The organism is Actinoplanes derwentensis (assembly GCF_900104725.1).
Classification (GTDB): Bacteria; Actinomycetota; Actinomycetes; order Mycobacteriales; family Micromonosporaceae; genus Actinoplanes; species Actinoplanes derwentensis.
Window position 1 is genome coordinate 2,315,408 of sequence record NZ_LT629758.1, and the last position, 14,926, is coordinate 2,330,333.

19 protein-coding genes and 1 pseudogene are annotated in these 14,926 nt (G+C 69.7%); 6 read left to right on the forward strand and 14 right to left on the reverse strand.

The window, feature by feature from the left end; genetic code table 11:
* Position 1 precedes the first annotated feature (1 nt).
* The 5 genes and pseudogenes from BLU81_RS50465 to BLU81_RS10780 all read right to left on the reverse strand — a co-directional run bounded on the left by BLU81_RS50465 (position 2) and on the right by BLU81_RS10780 (position 5,643).
* Positions 2-262, reverse strand: a complete 261-nt coding sequence (locus BLU81_RS50465) for a hypothetical protein (RefSeq protein WP_157751458.1) — start codon at positions 260-262, stop codon at positions 2-4.
* A 145-nt stretch (positions 263-407) separates the two neighbouring features.
* Positions 408-1,442: pseudogene (locus BLU81_RS10760) on the reverse strand (Tn3 family transposase); the annotation flags it as partial.
* A 58-nt stretch (positions 1,443-1,500) separates the two neighbouring features.
* Complete coding sequence (locus BLU81_RS10765; protein WP_092543933.1) at positions 1,501-2,064, reverse strand: DUF4158 domain-containing protein; 564 nt, start codon at positions 2,062-2,064, stop codon at positions 1,501-1,503.
* A 461-nt stretch (positions 2,065-2,525) separates the two neighbouring features.
* Positions 2,526-4,379, reverse strand: coding sequence for a polysaccharide deacetylase family protein (locus tag BLU81_RS47850; RefSeq protein ID WP_157751460.1), 1,854 nt, complete (start codon positions 4,377-4,379; stop codon positions 2,526-2,528).
* A gap of 427 nt (positions 4,380-4,806) precedes the next feature.
* Complete coding sequence (locus BLU81_RS10780) at positions 4,807-5,643, reverse strand: nitroreductase/quinone reductase family protein (RefSeq protein WP_092543939.1); 837 nt, start codon at positions 5,641-5,643, stop codon at positions 4,807-4,809.
* A gap of 180 nt (positions 5,644-5,823) precedes the next feature.
* On the opposite strand from BLU81_RS10780, the gene BLU81_RS10785 reads away from it, so the two are divergent.
* Positions 5,824-6,816 (forward strand): hypothetical protein, encoded by a 993-nt coding sequence (locus BLU81_RS10785; RefSeq protein WP_157751461.1) that lies wholly within the window; start codon positions 5,824-5,826, stop codon positions 6,814-6,816.
* Here BLU81_RS10785 and BLU81_RS10790 read toward each other — a convergent pair.
* The 3 genes from BLU81_RS10790 to BLU81_RS10800 all read right to left on the reverse strand — a co-directional run bounded on the left by BLU81_RS10790 (position 6,800) and on the right by BLU81_RS10800 (position 9,610).
* Positions 6,800-7,711, reverse strand: a complete 912-nt coding sequence (locus tag BLU81_RS10790; RefSeq protein WP_231954397.1) for a DUF5995 family protein — start codon at positions 7,709-7,711, stop codon at positions 6,800-6,802. The genes BLU81_RS10785 and BLU81_RS10790 overlap by 17 nt on opposite strands.
* Before the next feature lie 98 nt (positions 7,712-7,809).
* Positions 7,810-8,739, reverse strand: coding sequence for a phosphotransferase (locus BLU81_RS10795; RefSeq protein WP_231954755.1), 930 nt, complete (start codon positions 8,737-8,739; stop codon positions 7,810-7,812).
* Entirely contained in the window at positions 8,648-9,610 is a 963-nt protein-coding gene (locus BLU81_RS10800; protein ID WP_231954399.1) for an EamA family transporter, read from the reverse strand. The genes BLU81_RS10795 and BLU81_RS10800 overlap by 92 nt, the downstream gene beginning before the upstream one ends.
* 69 nt (positions 9,611-9,679) lie before the next feature.
* On the opposite strand from BLU81_RS10800, the gene BLU81_RS10805 reads away from it, so the two are divergent.
* From BLU81_RS10805 to BLU81_RS10815, 3 genes are read left to right on the forward strand one after another with little or no spacing between them, the layout of a single operon-like run.
* On the forward strand, positions 9,680-10,096 hold the full coding sequence (locus BLU81_RS10805; protein WP_092543945.1) for a LysR family transcriptional regulator: 417 nt from the start codon (positions 9,680-9,682) through the stop codon (positions 10,094-10,096).
* 15 nt (positions 10,097-10,111) lie between these two features.
* Positions 10,112-10,777 (forward strand): DUF6882 domain-containing protein, encoded by a 666-nt coding sequence (locus BLU81_RS10810; RefSeq protein ID WP_092543947.1) that lies wholly within the window; start codon positions 10,112-10,114, stop codon positions 10,775-10,777.
* A gap of 17 nt (positions 10,778-10,794) precedes the next feature.
* Positions 10,795-10,989, forward strand: a complete 195-nt coding sequence (locus tag BLU81_RS10815) for a helix-hairpin-helix domain-containing protein (RefSeq protein ID WP_092543949.1) — start codon at positions 10,795-10,797, stop codon at positions 10,987-10,989.
* Between the two features lie 7 nt (positions 10,990-10,996).
* On the opposite strand, the gene BLU81_RS10820 is transcribed toward BLU81_RS10815, so the two are convergent.
* Together BLU81_RS10820 and BLU81_RS10825 are read right to left on the reverse strand one after the other, a co-directional pair.
* Entirely contained in the window at positions 10,997-11,437 is a 441-nt protein-coding gene (locus BLU81_RS10820; RefSeq protein ID WP_092543951.1) for a hypothetical protein, read from the reverse strand.
* Positions 11,434-11,964, reverse strand: a complete 531-nt coding sequence (locus tag BLU81_RS10825; RefSeq protein WP_231954401.1) for an RNA polymerase sigma factor — start codon at positions 11,962-11,964, stop codon at positions 11,434-11,436. The genes BLU81_RS10820 and BLU81_RS10825 overlap by 4 nt, the downstream gene beginning before the upstream one ends.
* A 43-nt stretch (positions 11,965-12,007) precedes the next feature.
* Here BLU81_RS10825 and lexA point away from each other — a divergent pair, with 43 nt between their 5' ends.
* Positions 12,008-12,667 (forward strand): transcriptional repressor LexA, encoded by a 660-nt coding sequence (gene lexA / locus BLU81_RS10830; RefSeq protein ID WP_092543955.1) that lies wholly within the window; start codon positions 12,008-12,010, stop codon positions 12,665-12,667.
* A gap of 21 nt (positions 12,668-12,688) precedes the next feature.
* Here the strand turns inward: lexA and BLU81_RS47855 are convergent, their stop codons facing one another.
* The 4 genes from BLU81_RS47855 to BLU81_RS52030 form a co-directional block, all read right to left on the reverse strand.
* The gene (locus BLU81_RS47855) at positions 12,689-12,844 is read right to left on the reverse strand and encodes a hypothetical protein (protein WP_172890523.1); all 156 of its coding nucleotides are present in this window, start codon (positions 12,842-12,844) and stop codon (positions 12,689-12,691) included.
* Between the two features lie 92 nt (positions 12,845-12,936).
* Positions 12,937-13,608, reverse strand: a complete 672-nt coding sequence (locus BLU81_RS10835) for a DUF4166 domain-containing protein (protein ID WP_092543957.1) — start codon at positions 13,606-13,608, stop codon at positions 12,937-12,939.
* Positions 13,605-14,423 (reverse strand): SRPBCC family protein, encoded by an 819-nt coding sequence (locus BLU81_RS10840; RefSeq protein ID WP_231954402.1) that lies wholly within the window; start codon positions 14,421-14,423, stop codon positions 13,605-13,607. The genes BLU81_RS10835 and BLU81_RS10840 overlap by 4 nt, the downstream gene beginning before the upstream one ends.
* Before the next feature lie 4 nt (positions 14,424-14,427).
* Positions 14,428-14,550: a zinc-binding dehydrogenase gene (locus BLU81_RS52030; protein ID WP_197686182.1), complete on the reverse strand. Its 123-nt coding sequence runs from the start codon at positions 14,548-14,550 to the stop codon at positions 14,428-14,430.
* Here BLU81_RS52030 and BLU81_RS50470 point away from each other — a divergent pair.
* On the forward strand, positions 14,546-14,893 hold the full coding sequence (locus BLU81_RS50470) for a Tn3 family transposase (protein WP_092543959.1): 348 nt from the start codon (positions 14,546-14,548) through the stop codon (positions 14,891-14,893). The two genes, BLU81_RS52030 and BLU81_RS50470, sit on opposite strands and share 5 nt — an antisense overlap.
* The last annotated feature ends 33 nt before the right edge of the window (positions 14,894-14,926 follow it).

A 14,926-nucleotide genomic window follows, 5' to 3' on the forward strand; every position in this document is an offset into this window, starting at 1 on the left:
CCTACGGGTGCAGGCCGAACTGCTCGCCAAGCTGCCACCAGTCCGTCCCCACGGCGAGGGCATCGCGGGCCACGGCGTTCTGCGCGTGCTCGGCGTACTGGGCCAGCTGCTGCGCGGCGGTCGCGGCCCGGGTGAAGTCGCCGGCGGCCACCGCGGCGGCGGCCTGCTCGAGCGTGTCGGCCAACGTGGCGCCGGCCCGGTGGTGGAGATCCTCGGTGCGGGTCACGGGCAGGGCCTTCGGCATCGTCGGGTTCTTCCTCACGGGTCAATGAACGGGGTCGGCGTCGTCACCGGCCGGCGCGGCCCGGCGGGCGTCGGCGGTCAAGGTGATGCGTCGACCGAGGTCGATTTTCACCTCGCCGTACGGTGCGATGTTGGACCAGAACAGCGGGTTGAGGCCGCGCTCGTCCGGGTAGCGCCTCGTGCAGTGCGGCCAGTTCGGCCTCGTGCTCGGCGCGGACCTGCGCGACGAACTCGGTCGGATCCAGCGGTTTGGCCAGGGCGGCGTAGTGCTCGCGGCGCCGCTCGACGAAGTCGGGCTGCAGGTCCTGCTCCGGGTTGCGGAACTCCGCGGCGCCGGCCACCCAGATGCCCTTGCAGCGCAGTTGGTCACACAGCGCTTCCAGGGTGCGCAGTTCGTAGATCGCCCGGACAATCCGCTTCGAGCCGCCCTGCGCAGTGCGGTAAACGAGGGTCTCCCGGTCGCCGGCCAGGCCCTTGTGCCGGGGCACGACCTCACCCTCCGGGTAGTACGTGAACTGCGCATCGCCGGCGTAGCGTCGGACCAACTTGACCCCGTCCAGCACCGGCTGGTGAGAGTTCTCGCAGCGAAACTCGAGTACGTCGAGGAGCTCGATCAGGCCGATCCGGTAGTGCCGGGTGTAGGACTCCCGGTAGCTGGCCTGCATCTTCGTCTGGACCACCGTGCGCCCGGCCCGGAACTCCGCGGCCAGGTTACGCAGGTTGTCCGAGCCCACCAGCGGGAACACCACCTGCCGCACGGTCTCGTCCGGGCGCCGCAGCGCCGCGTCGGCGACCCTCATCAGCAGGTTCTCCTTGCCGTTGACCCGAGTGAATTCCGCGGCCAGCTGCCGGAACACCTTCTTCTCCGCACGCAACCCGATCCGGTTCACCATCGAGATCAGCAACAGCACCAGCTGATCGGTGATCTCCTGCTGCCGGGACACCAACAGCGCCGCGAGCATCGCCGCTTGCACTTCATCCGAGCGGCGCCGTACATGGCTGGGCGACTCGATGAACGCCATGTGCCTCCACTCCGCGACCACCTTCACCGCAACGTCGGCGAACAGGCCATCCGGCAGGGCGAACGCGCGGACCGCCTTAAGCTTGGCGATCTCGTTCTGCATCGTCTTCAGGCTGACGTCCCCGGCCGAGGCCTTGATCCAGCGCAACAGGTCCGGATCCACCTCCTCCTCCGCATCCTCAGACCCCACCACGTCCGAGGCAGCCACGGCGTCCTCGATCCCTCCGGCACCGGCCTCAGCGAACTCCGGGGCAATGGGCTGCACCAGCGCCAGCACCGCGGGATCGAGCCGTCCGGCGACAAGATCCGCGACCGTCTCCCCGCCGCGGGCCAGCGCGCTGGTGCAGACGGTCGATCTGGCCTGGCGTCGGCGGCTCCAACTGCCGGGTCCGACACTCGGCCAGGAAATGCTCCCGGACCAACTCAGGGCGGCGGACCCGCTGCGCATAGTCGGCGGCCAGCCAGTCGGTCAGCTTCTCGTAGTCCGCGACCGTGAACGTGCGGAACCCGAAGTGCCGACGGATCTCCGACCGGTGCCGCTTGATCGTCGGCCCGTCCCAGGCATACCGACCCAGGTCGGCCGCAGGCACCGTCACCTGCGCCGCAACGAAGTCGACCACCTCATCGCGCAACTCGCTTCGTCCACGCGGGAACCGGCCGTACCGGCCGTAGAACTTCAACAGCAGCACGAACGCGAGCTTCGTCGGGCCGTCGTGCTTACCCGCCAACAGGTCGATTTCCCCAGGCAGCAGCCTCCAGTGCTCGACCAGGTCAGCGAAGTTCTCCGGAAGGCGCGACACAGACCGAAATCATTCCGCCGCGGTCACCCCAAGACCATCCCGCGGACATTGATCAACTTTTTGATCCCTGGTCGCGCATCCGTTAAGAAACCCTACCGGTCCAGGAAATCCGCGCGGGGCCCGGTCCGGTACAGGGTGATCTTCCCTAGGTCCCGGATCCGTGGGGACAGCTGCTTGCCGACAAGGCCGATTCGTGTCGGTCGGCGAAGCCGTCCTTTCGGGTTTTGAAGGTGCGGCTTGCCGCACTACCTCTAAGGCTTCCTAGGACACTAGTTCAAAGAAGTCGGTCTGTATTCCAGGGTTACTCAGAACGGTTCTCTGGCTCGTCGGTCACGGGACTAGGGTAGCGAAGAATGCGGGGCACGAAGAACCACGAGTAACCCTTACGGGTGGTGGTGTGGGTCAGGACCAGAGGATTGATTCCCCTGGTCCTGGCTGCCGGGTGATCTGCTCGGTGGTGGTCACACCAGGGCGACGAATGTCAGGCCCTTGGCCTGGAGAGCCGGGATCACGGTCTTCAGGGAGGCCAGCGTCTGGGAGCGGTCGCCGCCGCCGTCGTGGCAGAGCAGGATCTGGCCAGGCTTGGAGGCGAGCAGGCGCTTGGTGATGTGGGCTACGCCGGGGCGGGACCAGTCGCGCGGGTCGGTGGACCAGTCCATCGGGATCACGCTGCTCTTGGAGACCGATTCTGAAAGGCCTTTGGACCAGGCGCCGCCGGGGGCGCGGAACAGGCTCGGGGCGTACCCGGTGGTGCTGTAGATCTTGTCCTGGGCTCGGGCGATCTCCTTGATCGCCCTGCGGGACGACAGTTCGGCCACGTTGAGCGGGTGGCTCCAGGTGTGGTTGGCGATGTGGTGACCGTCGGTGACTACGTCACGGGCGATGGACTCGTGACCGAGGACCTGATTGCCGATCATGCAGAACAGGGCTGGGACGTGATACTTCTCCAGCACGCGCAGGATCTGCGGGGTCCACTCCGGGTGCGGGCCGTCGTCGATGGTGAGCGCGATGGAGTCGGTGGGGAACGGATCACCCGGGACCACTGCGCGGAAGTCGCTCAGGGTGTGCACCGGGACCTTCATGACCGGGGCCGTGGGTTTCGGGGTGGTGGGCGTCGGGGACGGGACCGGCGGGGGCTCGCTGACGACCAGGTTGGGGGTCTTGGTGGCTACCGGTTCGTCGCGACCGGACAGGGCAGCGATCGTGCCGCCGACCAGGGCGGTACCGGCGACGGCCGGAATCGCCCAGAGCAGGCGGCGGCGGGTGAGAGGTTTCGCCGGCGGGGCCAGGACCGCAGGCATCCTCGGCAGGACCGGCAGAGCGACCGTCGGTTCGGAGGGCGGCGGGGTGACCGTCGGCGGGCGCGGCGTGGTCGGTGCGCGTGGCACGGGTGGCGCGGCGACGGCCGGTTTCAGGGCAGGCGTCGCGGGTTTCAGGGCGGGCGAGGACACGCGGGAGACCGGTAGAGCGACGGTCGAATCCGGGGCGGATCGCTGGGCAGGAACGGACGGCGAGGCGGCCGTCGGGATCGAGAGAGCGACCGTCGGCTCCGTGTCAGGCGTGGACACGCGGGAAGCCGGTAGGGCGACCGTCGAATCCGACTCCGGTTCGGGCCGGGCCGCCGACTTGGAGGGGATCGAGAGAGCGGCCGTGGACACCCGGGAGACCGCCGACTCCGACTCTGGCGCGGGCCGGGGCTTGGGCAGGGTGACCGTCGGCTCGGACTTGGCGGAGATCACCGTGGTCGGCTCGGACTCCTCCTCTGCCGTGGACGCGGCAGCTAGCGCCGCGGACAACGCCCCCGCCGAGAGAGCGACCGTCTCCTCGGCATCCTCCACCGCTGGAATGGCGACCGTCGCGTCAGCGATATCGGCCGCAGTCAAGGTCACCGTCGCCTCGGACTCTTCAGAATCGCCGGACTCGCCGGACTCGCCGGACTCGCCGGATTTTTGGGACTCGCCCACCTCGGGAACGGAAGCCGCAGCCGAAGTCCCCACCGCCAGGTCAGCCGTCGGCTCGGACCCCGCGCTGGCTGCCGGGGTGGACGCTGCCGAAGACGACAAATCGACGGTCGCCTCAGAAGGTTCAGCGGTCTCGGCGGCCGACAACATGACCGTCGACTCAGCGTCGTCAGAGGCACCATCGTCTCCAGAGACGATGGGAGCGCCGGAGACAATGGGGGAGCTGGAGACCCCAGCGTCACCGGAGACGCTGGGGATACTCAGAGCGACCGTCGGCTCGGCCGACTCATCGACCTTGGCAGGTTCCCCGGGCGTACTGCCCTGGGGTGCGGGGGTGGGCTTATCGGTGTTCATCGGTGGGATTCTCTCGCCCACGGTCAAATCGGTCTTCATCTGTGTCCCGGCTGTGAACCACCCCGCAACGGCGGAATCCACGCTCCTCTCCCCCGCTGCCGGACGGCCTCACCTGCGACGGAAACGGCGAGCGATCATGCGGTCACCGCCCTGACCACCCGCACCCTCGACCGCAGCCCGGATCCATCATCTTTAGTGGCGTTCGCCACACCCGTCGACAAAGGCGGCATGCGCCACCGCGTCTAGGTGTCCTAGGACAATAGGTTGACAGTTGACCGAGGGTGACCCGGTGTTCGCATACGCCCGGCGGTCGCGCCGGCAACCCCGCCCGGCTCCCTGTCGCGCGGCCGGGGCAGGGCCTTACCCGGGCGTACCAGAAAAAGGGACGGAGCGGCGGGACCACCTTGCGACCCGCCGCTCCTTCCGGTCACGCTCCGTCGAGAATCGGAATGAGAACTTGCTCCTCGTAGTCGAGGTGACGTTCCAGATCGGCCGTCAAGACATCCACCGCCTTGATCAGATCGGCGCCGGTCAGGGTCGGGTCAGACAGGGCGGTGCGCAGGTGTTTCAGCAGTTCGGCGATGATTTCGTGTTCGGCTCTGAGACGAGTCAGAGCTGGGGCGAGATCCGGCTGGAACTGTTCCAGGGCGGGGAACATGCCGTCGTCCTCACGGGTGTGGTGACCGTCCAGGTTGACACAGAGCGTGAGGCAGTTGACGCGCAGCTGAGCGCTGAGGATGGTTCCGGAGGTGGCGATCTCGGCGCGGATGAGTGCCAGCTCGCGGCGGAAGGCGTCGTGCACGATCCGGAGCATCTCCCCCGGTGTGGACGCGTTGGAGCGCGGCGGGCCCGGCACCGGGATGGGGACGAGGGCGACGACCGGGATGGTACGTCCGGAGCGGCGCTGATATCCGTCCCAGCCGGGGTCCTGTTCGACGGCCCGGGCGAACGCCTCGTCACGATCAGTCGCGGCCAACGGGGCGGCGGTAGCCTGGTAGACGAACACGCCGTCCTCCACGGTGACGACCGGCTCGGCGAGGATGTTGTGGTACCAGGCGGGATGTCTCGGGGAACCGCCGGCGGAGGCGATCACCAGGATCCGGTCGCCGTCGGGCAGATAGCCCAGAGGCACCGTGTGCGGCCGGCCGGAGCGGGCGCCGGTGGTGGTCAGCAGGAGTAGTCGGGCACCTTCGAACATCCCGCCGACCCGGCCGTGGTGGGCCCGGAACTCGTCGATGATGGCGGTGTTGAAATCGTTCGTCATTCTCGGCTTTCTGTCGTGACGTTCATCCGGAAAAGGCGGAGAAACTCACGACAGGCGGCGGCGCACGTGGCGACGGCCCGGCCCTCAAGCGTCGGCCGGGTGCCCCACTCGGTAATGGCTGGAAGCCGACCCGGCAGTCACACAGCTCACTCTAGCCGACACCCAGTATCCTCACCGCCCGTGCCCCGAACTACGAGAATCGCCGTCGCGTTCCTGCTCCTGCTCCCTGCGGCGGCCTGCACGCCGAACACCACGCCCGCTCCGGCGGTGACCGCTGTCACGTCCGCGCCGCCGGTGGACACCGGGAAGCCGATCTTCGACGAGGCCGCGGTGACCGCCCTGCTGACGCAGCTCGCCACGGACAACAACAAGGCGAACAGCACTCTGAACGCGTCGGCGGTCGGCCTGTACGAGGTCGAGGCCGCCCTGGCGATGGACCAGGCGTCGCTGAACACCACGCCGGCGGACTTCGCGATCAAACCGTTCACCTACAACGCGTTCGGTTCGCAGATCCCCGGTGAGCTGTCCGGTGCCGACTTCTTCGTGGTGGAGTCGCGGACGTCGTTCGGCGGGGCGATCTATCCGCTGGTCATGGTGAAGAGCGGCAGTGACTGGCGGCTGGGGCACTATGTGGGCCTGAACGCGGCCCTGCCGGAGATCCGGCGGGACGCCTCCGGCAACGCGGAGATCGTCGGCGACACCGACAGCGGCGGTACGCTGCTGGCCTCGCCGCGTGACGTCGCCGCGGCCCACGCCCGGCAGATCACCGACAAGCCGAGCCCGGATCCGCTGTTCGGCGGGGACACCACGACGACGGAGATCGTGAACTCGGACGCCCTCCTTACCGAGATGACGTTCGTCAACGGCAGCACGGTCGTCCCGGCCGAGTCGGTCACCTACACGTCGACGGTGTCGACGTTCCCGATCCGGGCGCTGCGGACCGCCGACGGCGGGGCGGCGGTCGCCTACTCGACGATCACCGATGTGGTCGGCACCAACGCCGGCCGGAAGGTGTTCATCCCGCAGCGGCGGCGGACACTGGGCACCAACACCGGCGGCGGCACCCAGACGATGAAGCGCCTGTCGGTGTGGTGGGCGCTGATCCCGGTCAAGGACAGCGGGCTGCCGGTGGCCGTGCTGGGCGGCAGCTCGACCATCATCGAGGTGGGCTGAGCACCCGGAACAGGAAGCCCTTGACCCAGGCGGTCGCGGCCAGCCACAGCACCCGCACGATCCCGGCGCCGGTCAGCACGGTCTCCCCCGCCACCGCCGCCACCCGGTCCATCACCAGCAGCGCCCGGGCATAATCCTCCTTGTCGTCCTGCAACTCCCACAGACGTTCGGCCTTCTCCCAGGCCAGCGCCCGGGTGGAGTAGACGAGGATCCGCTGGCTCCAGTCGTCGAGGTCGCCGACACACCTGTCGATCTGCATCTGCCAGGCGGTGGCGAACCGGCGGCGCAACGGCGGAATGTGCTGGTAGAAGATCTGATTCACGATCAGGTAATCGGGGTGCTGCGGGCCGTCGCCCGGGTAACCGAGGCGCTGCCAGGTGGCGATCAGAGCCAGCGCCAGGTCATGGTTGATGTGCGCGTTGACCCCGAGGACCGCCGCTTCCAGCGGGCTGACGCCGCTGTCGTGGGCGCGCCGGAACAGCACCTCCCAGGCGTCCGGGGTGTCGACGCCGGGAGCGGCGCCCCACGAGCCGAGGGCGGTGAAGTAGAGCCGGGCGAATTCGACGTCGAGCATCTCGAGGAAGATCGGATCAGTGACGTCCGGACCCCGCAGGTGCGCTTCGACCTGCTCGGTGATGGTCAGGTAGAGCGCGTTGAAGGCGGCCACCCGGTTGGTGCCGGGGCTCGGCGGCAGCGAGTCGAGGATCGACTGGATCAGTTTCAGGCGGGCCACCACCCCGGCGATGTCCTCCGGCAGGTCGAGCAGGACGGCGTTCATCTCCAGGTGCGCGGGCGCCCAGCCGCGTTCCGTGGTCACCGGGCCGGTGATCTGCTGCCGGCACTCGTGCAGTCGTTCGGCGCTCGTTTCCGCGCGGCCTCGATCGAACCCCACCACGATGACTCCCTCATCCGTGAGTGAAGGGTCCATGGTGGACTCTGGAATCGTTCCAGTCCGTCAGGGATCGGCCCCGGAACAGTCGGATGACCGACGTATCAGATCGTGTCGGCCCACTCGACGACGACCTGGAGCATCGGGGCCCGGCCGGTGAACATCGACACCCAGTCGCGAGTGTCGTAGCCGGCGCCGCGCGGATTGCTCCAGGCCTGTGCCAGCATCCGCGGGGCCAGCCAGAAATACTTGGCCGCGCCGGTCACCCGGATCGCCCGGTGGATCTCCTCCGGCGCGGCGACCGCCGACATGCCGCGGGCGTACCCGTCGCGCACCGCCGACAGCACGGCATCCAGCTGGGACACGTCGGCGAACCCGTCCCAGAACGTGTCGAGGGCCAGATTGGCGGCGTCCTCCCCGATCGCGCCGGGGCCCACGAACGCCCAGTCGAGCAGGACCGGCCCGGGGCCGGTTCCGATCAGGTTCATCGGCCACACGTCGTGGTGGCAGAGGGTGCGCGGCAACGCGTCGGCGGCGTCCAGGATCTCGAACCGCCGGTCCCACAGCCGCCGCAACCCGGCCCGCAACCGCGGCGGCCAGGCCTCCTCGGCCGCCGGATGATCCCAGGACAGGTCGCCGGGGATCGGCTGGGCGAGGGTGTAGTCGCGCAGGAAGTCGCGGGCCAGCCAGGCGATCGCCGGCGGGTCGCCGGCCTGGCCGAGACCGATGCGGTACGCGAGATCGCCCAGTTCAGCGGCCCCCAGCGTGGTTCCGGGCCGCCCTTCGACGTCCTCCAGCAGCATCGTGACCGATCCGTCCGGATTGTCGGTCAAGTCCAGCAGGGCCGGTGCGCTGACCCCGCCGGCCGCGAACGCCGCCGTGGTCAGCCCGGACGAGTAGGCCAGCGGTTCACGCCGCCAGTAGTTGAAGTGCCCGGGATCGTCACTCGCCGCCAGGTGGGCGGCCGCTCCCGCACGCCGCGGCGTCACGATCTTGCGGATCGCCGTGCCGCTCCCCCGGGACACCCGCCACACCCCGCCGGTGACCTCGTTGGCCGCATTGTGTGCGAGCAGTTCCGCCATCGTTCGTATTCTGCCGTACCGCGACCACGTTCACCGCCACCACGACGGCGATGCCGAGCCACTCGTGCACGGCCAGCACCTGCCCGAGAAGGATCAGCCCGGCCAGGGCCGCGAAGACCGGGTGCACGCTCATCACCACCCCGAAGTAGCGAGCCGGGACACGGCGCAGGGCGATCAGGTCGGCGGCGTACGGCACCACCGAACTGAGGACTCCGGCACCGACCGCGTACAGCAGCGCCGTTCCGGTCATCCGGCCCTGCACCAGCAGCAGCACCATGACCGGAGCGGCGAGCAGCGCGGACACCGTGGTGGCCGCGGCCGGTGCCTGCAGGCCGGGCAGCCGCTCGCCGAGCAGCCGGTTCAGCAGGATGTAGGCGGCCCAGCAGCCCGCGGCGAGCAGTCCGCAGCCGATGCCGGTCCAGTCGCTGCTGCCGGACGGCAGGACCAGCACGTACACCCCGAGGCCCGCACCGGCCGCGCACAGCAGGTCGATCCGGCCGCGGGAACCGGCCAGGGCCACCGCGAGCGGCCCGAGGAACTCCAGCGTGACGGCCAGCCCGAGACCGATCCGGTCGACGGCGGTGTAGAGCGACAGGTTCATGGTCGCGAACACCAGCCCGAGCAGCAGCGTCGGCCACCACTGCGCCCACGTGAAACGGCGCAGGTCCGGCCGGGCCACCGGCAGCAGCACCGCGGCCGCCACGAACTGCCGCACCGCCACCACCCCGGCCGGGCCGATCGCCGCGAACGCGTGCGCCCCGACCGCCGCACCGAGCTGGTTGCTGGCCGCGCTCCCCAGCATGATCACCGAACCCACCTTCATGCCAGCAGTGTGCGGGGCGCCGGGCCGCGCGGAGAAATACCCGGACCGGCGGATCTATACGCTGAGCGGATGGATCCGCAGCCGCGTCAACTACGGGCGCTCGTCGCCGTCGTCGACGCGGGCACGTTCACCGGCGCCGCCGCCGAGCTGGGCGTCTCGCAGGCGTCGGTGTCCCGGGCGATCGCGGCGCTGGAGGCCACGATGGGCGTACGGCTGCTGCAACGGACCACCCGCCACGTGGCGCTGACCGCGACCGGCCGCCAGGTCCTCGAGGGCGCCCGGCGCATCCTCGACGAGATCACCCACCTGCGCCGGATCGCCGAAAGACGGCAGGACGAACTGCGGGTCGGGTACGCGTGGGCCGCACGTCCACCTGGCGTGGTGGCGCGACGATCCACCGGCCCTGCTGGCGGATCTGATCCGCCTGAGCCGAGCCGCCTACGGCGGGTCCGGGAGTGTCGTGTAACACTGCACCGGCTCCCTTGATCGAAAGGCCGGTTCGTGTCCTCGTTCGATGACCTGTTCGCCCAGCATGTCGCCACCGGCATGGCTCGTCAGCTGGCGCTCGCCGACCTCCTCGGTGATCGCGGCTGGCAGCTCGACCTGAACGCGGGCCTGGTGACGTTCGGCAGCGACCTGCGGTACCCGGTTCAGCTGCTCGGCACCGAGAGCCACTCCGACGGGACCTGGCTGTGGGCCTGGGCGAACAGCGGCAGCAACCTCGACCCGAACCTGCTGCAACTGGCCGGCTGGCTGCGCGAACACGGCCGCCTCGAGGGTGTCCGCGAACTGACCGAACCCACCCTGCGCCTGGACCGCGCCGACGGGCACCGGCTGTCCCTGGTCGCCTCCGGGCTGACCGGCCGCTCCTACTACCGCGGCACCTACAACGGCGGCGCGATCTTCTTCCACCTGGACAACCTGCCGGCCCGGGTCCGGGGCGCGGTCCCGCCGGCGAAGACCTTCACCGTCCTCGGCCAGGTGCTGCAGGCTTTCGCCGTGGACCACCGGACCGTGGTCGTCGCCTTCCTCAAACAGCAGGGCTGGCGCGTCGACGACACCCCGAACGGCGTCGCCGGCCGCCACGGCGACGGCTCCCAGATCCGGGTGACCTTCGACCACCTGGGCCGCGTCAGCGACATGACCGGCCAGATCCAGCCCCGCTGACGGCTTATCGTGGGCGGATGAACGACCTTCCACCCATCGGCCGGCCCGCCGCCGGTGCCCTCCGCGAGGCGGGCATCACCACGCTGTCCCAGGTCGCCGCCCACCGCGAGCAAGACCTGCTCGCGATGCACGGCGTCGGCCCGAAAGCCATCCGGATCCTGTCCGAGGCCCTCGCCGCCCGCGGCCTGACCTGGAGCCGTTCACCATCCTGACGCGGCTTCAGGCGTCTTCGCCCGCTTTTCTCAGCGTGGCCACCTGTGACCGCAACCGATCACGCCAGGCACGGGCCCGGACCAGTAGGACGACGGCCACCACGGCGAGCAGCAGTCCGGGCAGCGCCGCGAACGGTCCGGCGATCACGCCGCTGAACACTGCGGTAGCGGCGCTGAACACGATCGCCAGCCATGCCCCGATCACTCGGTCAGCGGCGAACAACGGCCGGCGCACCAGGGTCCAGGCAGCGAGCCCGGCCCAGGTCAGTCCGACAACGATCAAACCCGCGAACGCCGCTTGGGTACGGGTGGGCAGGCTCCCCGGTTCGGTCGCCCAGAGCGCGCCGATGGTCGTGGCACCGGCCAGTCCCGCGATCCCGGCCGCCAGGATCCGCCGCGACACCGGCCGGATCACGTGCTCCGCGGTGAAACCCGGCTCGTCGGTCATGCGCCGTATCCCTTCTCGATCATCTGGTCGCGCAGCAGCCGCCTCGCCCGGTTGAGCCGGGACTTCACCGTGCCCGGCGGGACACCCAGGATCTGGGCGCAGTCGTCCAAGGCCAGATCCTGCAGGTAGAACAGGATCAGCACCTCGCGTTCCCGGGGCGCCAGACCGGCCAGGCCCTCGGTCACCTGAGCGCGATCCAGGACGCTGTCCGCCTCGTCCCTGATGGACGGCGACTCCTCCGGGACGTTTTTGTCGTACCCCTCCCGTAGGTTCGCGATGACCGATCGACGGGCGATCGTCAACAACCAGGGGGCGAAGCGTTCCGGCTGCCGCAGTCGCGGCAGCGCCCGTAATGCTCGCGCCCACACCTCCTGGCTGATGTCGTCCGCCCGGGCCCGGTCGCCCAGCATCACCCGCACGTAACGCCAGACCGGGAGGTGCCAGTGCCCCACCAGTTCGCTCAGCGCTCTTCGGTCCCCGAGTTGCGCCCGGACCACCAGCAGGGCGTCGCGTTCCGCATCAGTCACATCAGAACAGTGCACGGCGCGCCGATTTCGGTTCACGTCCGGCATGAGGAAGGATCTCCAAGTGCTAGCCGAGGAATTCGACACGTCCATCCTGCCCGAGCGTCTGCGCCGCATCCTGACGGTGATCCGCGACGCGGCGGTGAAACACGGTTACGCGCCCTCCACCCGCGACATCGCCGACGCGGTCGGCCTGTCCTCCTCCACGGTGAGCCGCCACCTGCGCACCCTCGAGGACCACGGTTTCCTGCGCCGCGGCAGTTCGATGGCCCGCCCGGTGGACATCCGGATGTTCCTGGAGCCCACCGGCGGCTCCGAGTCGCGTTCCGGCGACACGGTGGGTGTCCCGCTGGTCGGCACGATCGCCGCCGGCACCCCGATCCTGGCCGACGAGTCCACCGAGGAGCTGCTGAACCTCCCCCGTGACCTGGTCGGCCGCGGCACCCTGTTCAGCCTCCGCGTCCAGGGCGACTCGATGGTCGACGCCGCGATCTGCGACGGCGACATCGTGGTGGTCCGCCAGCAGTCCGAGGCGTGGAACGGCGACATCGTCGCCGCCATGATCGACGACGAGGCCACCGTGAAGGTGTTCCAGCGCCGCGCAGGCCACGTCTTCCTGGAGCCCCGGAACCCGTCCTACACTCAGATCCCCGGCGACGAAGCGGTGATCCTGGGCAAGGTCGTCTCCGTCCTGCGCCGCGTCTGACCCGCCGCGGTCACCCTACGATCAGGTCTGCAGTGCGGGGTCAGGAGCGGGTGAGGGCCGGGTATCGGTGTAGGCGGCGGCAACGACCCCCGCCGACGTGGCCAGGGTGATCGTCGCGGCGGCCACCGACCACACCCCGGGACTGCGCCGCCCCGCGGGGTCCACGGCCGCGTTCATCAGCGCACTGCACCGCGTCATCCGCGGATTCAACCGGATGCCCGGTTGACGCTCACCCGGCACCCCACCGGGAACAGCGGATCACGCCCGCATCACCAGGGCGGGTTCTCGCGGAGTGGGCGGACAGCGGCCGGGACCGGGGTGCCGGACGGGACGTACCTGGTGGTGAACGTGCCGTGGTAGCCGAAGAGGGGGCCGAGTCGGCGGTTCGTGACGGTGACCCGGATGCGGAAGCAGTCAGCGTCCGGGTCCCAGGTCTCGTGGACCTCGGCGTCGCCGGTCAGTGGGCCGGGGCAGCGGACGCCGCCGCGGAACGTCTGGGCCGTGCTGCGCAGGCGCAGGCCGCCGGTGCCGTCGGTGCTGACGTCCAGGTCGACGGCCAGGTGCTGGGTGGTGCCCAGGTAGTCGATGACCACGTTGCGGGCCGGGTCGTAGACCATGGTGGCGTCGAAACGGCGGCGGCGGTGCGGGCGGACCTGGAAGGTGCGCACGAACGTCAGGGTGGGCCGGGCGTAGGTGTCGCGGTAGGCGTAGTTCTCGATGGTGAACGGAATGCCGGTGCCGGTCTCCGGGAACAGGATGTGCCGCAATGTACCGAAATGCAGGAACGGCACCGTGAAAGCGGCTCCACGCCACACCCGGTCCATCACGCCGGTGCCGACACAGCCCTGATCCCGATCGCCGTCGACGCCGAACCGGCGTTGCAGCCGCGGGTGCAGCCGGTCGAACTCGTCCCCCATGGCCTGCTGAAACACCGAAGTCATCGCCGCTCCCCCGTCCCGGCACCCGATCGGGCAGCGATCGCCCGCAGCGAAGGCGCGGCCAGCCGAGAAGCGGTCACCCGTGGTGAACAGGCTAGCGGCGGAGGTTCGGCGGGTTGCGGGGTAGCTGGCCGCCGACGGCAGCGGCGGGCCGCGGGAGTGCGCGGGTGCGGCGGTAAGAACACCGCCAGCCCTGCGATCACAAGCGCGAACAACCAGCCGATGCCGGGGACGCCGGCACCGGAGGTGACGGTGGCGACGGCACCGGCGACGAGAATCAGCCGCAGCGTCGTCTCGGCGACGGCGTGGCGCAGTGCTCGTTCGGGGGTGACGTCGTGTTCGAGCCACAGGCGGAGCCGGTCGAAGGACCAGGCGGTGGCCCATCCGAACACCGGCCCGAACACCAGGTCGACGGCCCAGCCGACGAGTCCCCAGCGGGTGCGGTAGGCGTACCCGGTCAGGAATCGCACCCCACCGGCGACCGGAACATATCGCCAGTATCCGGTCCCGCTCTCGATCGGCGACCGCCAGTCGGACGACCCGAACCGCAACGCCGACACCGCGCCGCCCGTGTCGTCGCGCCGGTCCCCGGTGTGCACGCCGTGACCGGCGATCTCGACGCCGGGGAACACCGTGGTGGCGTAGGTGAACGCGGCGGGCTCGGTGCCCGGCACCGGATCGATGCGCCCGAACCGGGCATCCCACCGCGGATGCCGCCGAGGATCCTGGGTGAACTCCCAGATGCGTTCGAGCGGCGCGTCGATGATCGTCTCGACATGGATCCTGGCCACGGCGTTGCCTCCGACAGATTTGAGCACCTGCTCAAACTGTAGCTGACCTTGAGCGATCGCTCAAACCAATGACCACCTTCCCGTACGGCCGATCCCGCTCGTGGTAGCGAAACGCCTCCGGCGCCTGCTCGAACGCGAACACCCGGTCGATCACCGGGCGGAGCCGGCACGGCAAGGACGCCGAACTGACCGGCCCGGACCGCGAGCACCAGGAGATCTCCGCGCTCGCCCTGCACCTGCTGCAATCCTCCCTCGTTCTGATCAACACCCGGCTCGTTGACCACGTGCTGTCCGAACCCGAATGGGCCGGCCGGATGACCGACGAGGACCGGCGTGCCCTGACCCCGCTGTTCTGGTCGCACGAGGCCCTCTACGGGAGATGGATCCTGAAGATGAACGAGCGGCTCGACCACACCCGCGGGCCGGCACCCGGGCCGCAAGGTGTTCGCCTGCTGGGTCAATGCGGTGCAGGACCCGCAGGACGGCCGGGGCGCTGACAGGCGGGGACGTGACGTGGTGACCTAGGCGTC

What these genes read in the sequence shown, in the direction of transcription:
- BLU81_RS47850 (WP_157751460.1), bottom strand. Translation starts at nt 4,379, where the DNA reads ATGAACACCGATAAGCCCACCCCCGCACCCCAGGGCAGTACGCCCGGG.
- BLU81_RS10780 (WP_092543939.1), bottom strand. Translation starts at nt 5,643, where the DNA reads ATGACGAACGATTTCAACACCGCCATCATCGACGAGTTCCGGGCCCAC.
- BLU81_RS10800 (WP_231954399.1), bottom strand. Translation starts at nt 9,610, where the DNA reads ATGAAGGTGGGTTCGGTGATCATGCTGGGGAGCGCGGCCAGCAACCAG.
- BLU81_RS10805 (WP_092543945.1), top strand. Translation starts at nt 9,680, where the DNA reads ATGGATCCGCAGCCGCGTCAACTACGGGCGCTCGTCGCCGTCGTCGAC.
- BLU81_RS10815 (WP_092543949.1), top strand. Translation starts at nt 10,795, where the DNA reads ATGAACGACCTTCCACCCATCGGCCGGCCCGCCGCCGGTGCCCTCCGC.
- BLU81_RS10820 (WP_092543951.1), bottom strand. Translation starts at nt 11,437, where the DNA reads ATGACCGACGAGCCGGGTTTCACCGCGGAGCACGTGATCCGGCCGGTG.
- lexA (WP_092543955.1), top strand. Translation starts at nt 12,008, where the DNA reads ATGAGGAAGGATCTCCAAGTGCTAGCCGAGGAATTCGACACGTCCATC.
- BLU81_RS47855 (WP_172890523.1), bottom strand. Translation starts at nt 12,844, where the DNA reads ATGAACGCGGCCGTGGACCCCGCGGGGCGGCGCAGTCCCGGGGTGTGG.
- BLU81_RS10835 (WP_092543957.1), bottom strand. Translation starts at nt 13,608, where the DNA reads ATGACTTCGGTGTTTCAGCAGGCCATGGGGGACGAGTTCGACCGGCTG.